The organism is Streptomyces sp. S3(2020) (assembly GCF_013044505.1).
GTDB lineage: Bacteria > Actinomycetota > Actinomycetes > Streptomycetales > Streptomycetaceae > Streptomyces.
The window spans coordinates 1-4,396 of record NZ_JABERD010000396.1 but is presented as its reverse complement, the minus strand read 5'-3'; the positions used below and the strand labels follow the sequence as shown (position 1 = coordinate 4,396).

The 4,396-nt window shown below is 70.6% G+C and carries 5 protein-coding genes; all 5 read right to left on the bottom strand.

Features of this window, described 5'->3' with window-relative positions; translation table 11 throughout:
- Positions 1-197: 197 nt before the first annotated feature.
- From HLK59_RS48480 to HLK59_RS48460, 5 genes are read right to left on the bottom strand one after another with little or no spacing between them, the layout of a single operon-like run.
- On the bottom strand, positions 198-1,085 hold the full coding sequence (locus tag HLK59_RS48480; protein ID WP_171148075.1) for a DUF5936 domain-containing protein: 888 nt from the start codon (positions 1,083-1,085) through the stop codon (positions 198-200).
- A 14-nt stretch (positions 1,086-1,099) separates the two neighbouring features.
- Entirely contained in the window at positions 1,100-2,044 is a 945-nt protein-coding gene (locus HLK59_RS48475) for a type II secretion system F family protein (RefSeq protein WP_171148074.1), read from the bottom strand.
- A 9-nt stretch (positions 2,045-2,053) separates the two neighbouring features.
- Entirely contained in the window at positions 2,054-3,391 is a 1,338-nt protein-coding gene (locus tag HLK59_RS48470) for a CpaF family protein (protein WP_171148073.1), read from the bottom strand.
- Positions 3,392-3,423: 32 nt separating this feature from the next.
- A complete protein-coding gene (locus HLK59_RS48465) occupies positions 3,424-3,792 on the bottom strand; it encodes a TadE/TadG family type IV pilus assembly protein (protein ID WP_171148072.1) in 369 nt (122 codons plus the stop codon).
- 1 nt (position 3,793) lies between these two features.
- A complete protein-coding gene (locus HLK59_RS48460; protein WP_171148071.1) occupies positions 3,794-4,117 on the bottom strand; it encodes a pilus assembly protein in 324 nt (107 codons plus the stop codon).
- Between the last annotated feature and the right edge of the window lie 279 nt (positions 4,118-4,396).

Here is a 4,396-nt window from a genome sequence, read left to right as displayed (position 1 = left end):
CCTTCGATCACGAACACGTACCCACCGAGCACCCCCGGGCGCCGGGGGCGCGGGTCGGGCCGGCGGGGCGCGTGCCGCGACGTGCAGTGTCGGGCCGTGCGGGTGGCGCCTGTGGGGCGCCTCCGGCGTCGGCGGCCCATCGTTCATACGTGGCAACAGGTCGTTCCCAAGTCATCGACATCCTCGTCACCCGCCCCCTAGTCGCCCGTGATCGAGCCGAAGTCCGTCCCCGAGCCCAGCAGCAGACCCGCGCCCAGGAGGATCATCGTGGCCGGGACCATGAACGTGGTGATCATCATCGTGGCCTTGGGGACCGCGCGGGCGGCCTTGCGGCGGGCGTTCTGGGCGTCGGTGCGGCGCATGTCCTTGGCCAGGGCTACCAGGGTGTCGACGATCGGGGCGCCCAGTTCCTCGCCCTGCTGGAGTGCCGTGACGAACATGGCCACCTGTTCGGAGTCGTTGCGGCGGCGCAGCTCCTGGAAGGCCTGGCGGCGGCTCATGCCGAGGTCCATCTGGCGGAGCGTGATGCGGAGTTCGTCCGCCCAGGGGCCCTCGTACTTCGTCGCCACCCGGTCCAGTGCCTGCCGGAAGCCCAGGCCCGCGCTCACCACAACCGCCAGGACGTCGAGGAAGTCGGGCAGGGTCCGCTCGATCACGTCCTTGCGGATCCGGATCGCCGACCAGATGCCGACCTCCGTCCAGAACGCCCCGAAGGCGAACAGGAGGAGGGCCACCAGGAACTGTCCGCGCATCACGAAGACCAGGCCGCCGAAACCGCCCAGGAAGCCGTAGACCGCGCGGCGGGCCGCGTAGCGGTCGATGGTCAGGCCGCCGGGGTTGCCCGCCAGGTCGATCCTGCGCCGGTACTTCGCGACCTGCTTGGGGCCCATCAGGCGCAGGACGGCGGGCGCGTAGCGCATGCCGAGCCGGTCGATCAGCGAGTCCACCGCGCCGGTGCGCGTGGCGCCGACCTCCAGGGCGAGGAGCAGGTCGCCGGGGAGTTTCGCGTCCGCCCGGTACATGCGGATCCCGGCGAAGACGCCCCAGACCCCGAGGCCCATCAGCAGGGCGAGAAGAAGTGCCATCTGTGTACGCCCCCTCAGACGTCGATACGGGACAGGCGGCGGATCAGCACGAACCCCACCGCGTAGAGCCCGAAGGCGATGATCACCGCCGCCTGGCCGACCGGTGAGCCCGTCATACGGTCCAGGGCGCCGTCCTTCACGCCGTTCATCAGGAAGAGGGAGCCGACTCCCAGGACAGGGACGGCGTACGACGTCATGTTGACCTGCGCCAGTTGCGTACGGACCTCCCGCCGGGTCTCCTTGCGCTCCTCCAGCGTCTCCGTCAAGTTGCGCAGCGCGCCGACCACTTGGCCGCCCGCCCGGTTGGAGAGCACCAACGTGGTCACCAGGACGACCAGTTCGCGCGACGGCAGCCGCTCCGCCATCTCCCCCAGTGCCTCGTCCAGGGAGGCGCCCAGTGCCAGCTGGTTGGCCACCTTGCCCAGTTCTTCCCCCGCCGGTGCCTCCAGCTCCTCCGCGGCCATGCCGATCGCCGTGCGCAGGGCGAGGCCCGCCTGGGTGGCGTTGGCCAGGATCCGGGAGAGTTCCGGGAGTTGGTTGATGAACTTCTCGATGCGTTTCTGGCGCTGCCAGTTCAGGAACTGGAGTGCCACCCAGATGCCCAGCAGACCGGCGAGGGGGCCGAAGAAGGGGGCCAGGGCCGCCTGGCCGATCAGGAACAGGCCGGCCACCGTGGCCATCATGTAGACGAAGAACTCGCCGGGGGTCACGTCCAAACCCGTCGCCGCCAGGCGCAGTTCGAGTTTCCTGCCGAGTTTCGTGCGGCGCAGCCGGCGGTCCAGGGTCGGGAAGCGGCGCCTGCGGCCGCCCACCTGTATCTGGCCCGTCGCCGAGAGCCGGTCGACCAGGGCCTGGCGCTGGGCCTTGCCCATGGCGTACGCGTGCAGGCCCACCACGGCGAGAACACAGGTCAGCAGGGCGATGCCGGTCGTGAGCGTGATCAGGGAGTGCAGTTCCATCGGCCGTACCTACCTGGCTTCTCGGGTCGTCAACTCAAGCGCGGACTGGGCCACGCCGAAGGCCTGGGGGATCGGCTGGCTCGCCATGTAGAGGCGGTCCGCCGTACGGCGTGGGAGCGGGAAGTACTCGAAGGCGCCGTAGACACGGCCGTCCGCGGCCATGGGCTGGGCGCGGAAGCGGGCCGCCGTGGCGAGGCGGTAGGGCTCGGCGCCGTGGCTGTCGAGGATGGCTATCTCCGTGATGCGGCGGGCTCCGTCGGGGAACCGGGTCAGCTGGATGATCACGTCGAGCGCGCTGTTGATCTGGTCGTGCAGCGCCTCGAAGGGGACCCCGACCTCGGACATCGACGCCAGGGTCTTCAGCCGCATCAGGGCGTCCTCCGTGCTGTTGGCGTGGACCGTGGCCAGCGAGCCGTCGTGGCCGGTCGACATCGCCTGGAGCATGTCCAGGGACTCGCCGCCGCGGACCTCACCCACCACGATCCGGTCCGGGCGCATTCGCAGGGAGTTGCGGACCAGGTCGCGGATGGTGATCTGGCCCTTGCCCTCGACGTTCGGCGGGCGGGACTCCAGGCGGATCACATGCGCCTGCTGAAGCTGGAGTTCGGCGGAGTCCTCGATGGTGATGATGCGTTCGCGCTCCGGGATCAGCCCCGACAGGGCGTTGAGCAGGGTCGTCTTCCCGGTGCCCGTCGCGCCCGACACGATGATGTTGAACTTCGCCTGCACCAGGCCCGCGAGCAGATACAGCATGTGCTCGTCCAGCGAGCCCAGGCCGATCATCTCCTGGAGGGTGAAGGAGCGCGGGAAACGGCGGATCGTCAGGGTCGCGCCCGTCAGCGACAGGGGCGGGATGATGACGTTCACGCGCTCGCCGGACGGGAGGCGGGCGTCGACCATGGGGTTCGACTCGTCCACGCGCCGGTTGACCGTCGAGACGATCCGTTCGATCGTCTGCATCAGCTGGTCGTGGGAGGGGAAGCGGAGCGGCAACTGCTCGACCCGGCCGCCGCGTTCGACGAAGATCGCGTCCGGGCCGTTCACCATGATCTCGGTGATGGACGCGTCTTCGAGGAGCGGCTCCAGGATGCCGAGGCCCAGCGCCTCGTCCACGACCCTGCGGATCAGCTGCGAGCGTTCGACGGTCGACAGCACCGGGCCCTCGCGGCTGATGATGTGGCCAAGCACCCGCTCCAGGCGGGCCCTGCGCTCGGCGGCCGCCAGCGAGCTCATCTCCGCGAGGTCGATCTCCTCCAGGAGCTTGGCGCGGTACGAGGCGACCAGGTGGCCGTCCTCGCCCCGGCTGCCGTTCTCCTCGGGGGTGCTGATGCGTGCCCGCAAGCTCATGGTGCTCCTCGTTCAGCCGAGTTCAGCCGAGTTCAGTGGTCGAGCGGCATCGTCGCCGTCTTGTTCGCGTCGCCGAAGTCCCAGCCGGGGACGACGGAGGGGATGCCGATCGTGGCGGTGACGGTGACCTCGTCGCCGCCCTGCGCCGCGGAGCAGGCGACGGACAGCCAGTCGCTGACCGCGGTCGTACATCCGGCCTGGGCGCTCTTCTCCAGCGAGGCCGCCCGCGCTCCGGCTCGCGCCGCCGTGCCCGCTTGCTGTGCCGTGTAGGCGATGAGCCCGATCTGTACGCCCGCCATCGCGACGAGGATCAGGATCGGGATGAAGCCGAGGTACTCGATCGCCACCTGGCCGCGGTCGCGGACCGGGCCGGCTCCGCGGACTTTCCCTTCGTACGCCATCTCAGTCCGTCTCCTCCTCCACAGCTCCCGCATGGCCCTCGACCGTGAACGGGAAGCCGATCGCGCCCGGGAAGAGGACGGGGACCTGGAGCTGGACGTCGGCCGTGACATAGCCGCCGCCGGTGCCACAGGTCACCGTGCCGTTCCACGCGTCCGGCAGCTTCTCCAGTCCCGCCGCCTGGCACGCGCCCTGCCGCTCCCCCGGACTCGCCGCCGTCCCCGCCCGTACCGCCTCGTCCGCAGCATTCCCCGCCAGCGTGAACGTGTACCCCACCAGCACGAACTGCCACAGCAGCACCAGGGTGATGATGATCAGCGGGGTCATGCCCAGAAACTCGATGGCGACCTGCCCGGAGTCCCGCCCCCGCGCGTCCCCGAGCCGCCGCGAGTCACAGAGCCGCCGCAGCCCCCCGGGCCACCGAGCGACCCTGAGCACCCTCACGTCCCCGGGCCGCCGCGAACCCGCGACCCGTCCCGAACTCCCGGGCCGCCACGCACCCCCGGGCCACGTCACACCCCCCGCCCGCCTCCCAGCCCCCCACCCCCCCCGCTCCCCCGCCGCCCCCCCCCCCCCCCCCCCTTATCCACCTCTTCTCGCCCCCCC

What these genes read in the sequence shown, in the direction of transcription:
- HLK59_RS48480 (WP_171148075.1), bottom strand. Translation starts at nt 1,085, where the DNA reads ATGGCACTTCTTCTCGCCCTGCTGATGGGCCTCGGGGTCTGGGGCGTC.
- HLK59_RS48465 (WP_171148072.1), bottom strand. Translation starts at nt 3,792, where the DNA reads ATGGCGTACGAAGGGAAAGTCCGCGGAGCCGGCCCGGTCCGCGACCGC.
- HLK59_RS48475 (WP_171148074.1), bottom strand. Translation starts at nt 2,044, where the DNA reads ATGGAACTGCACTCCCTGATCACGCTCACGACCGGCATCGCCCTGCTG.
- HLK59_RS48460 (WP_171148071.1), bottom strand. Translation starts at nt 4,117, where the DNA reads ATGACCCCGCTGATCATCATCACCCTGGTGCTGCTGTGGCAGTTCGTG.
- HLK59_RS48470 (WP_171148073.1), bottom strand. Translation starts at nt 3,391, where the DNA reads ATGAGCTTGCGGGCACGCATCAGCACCCCCGAGGAGAACGGCAGCCGG.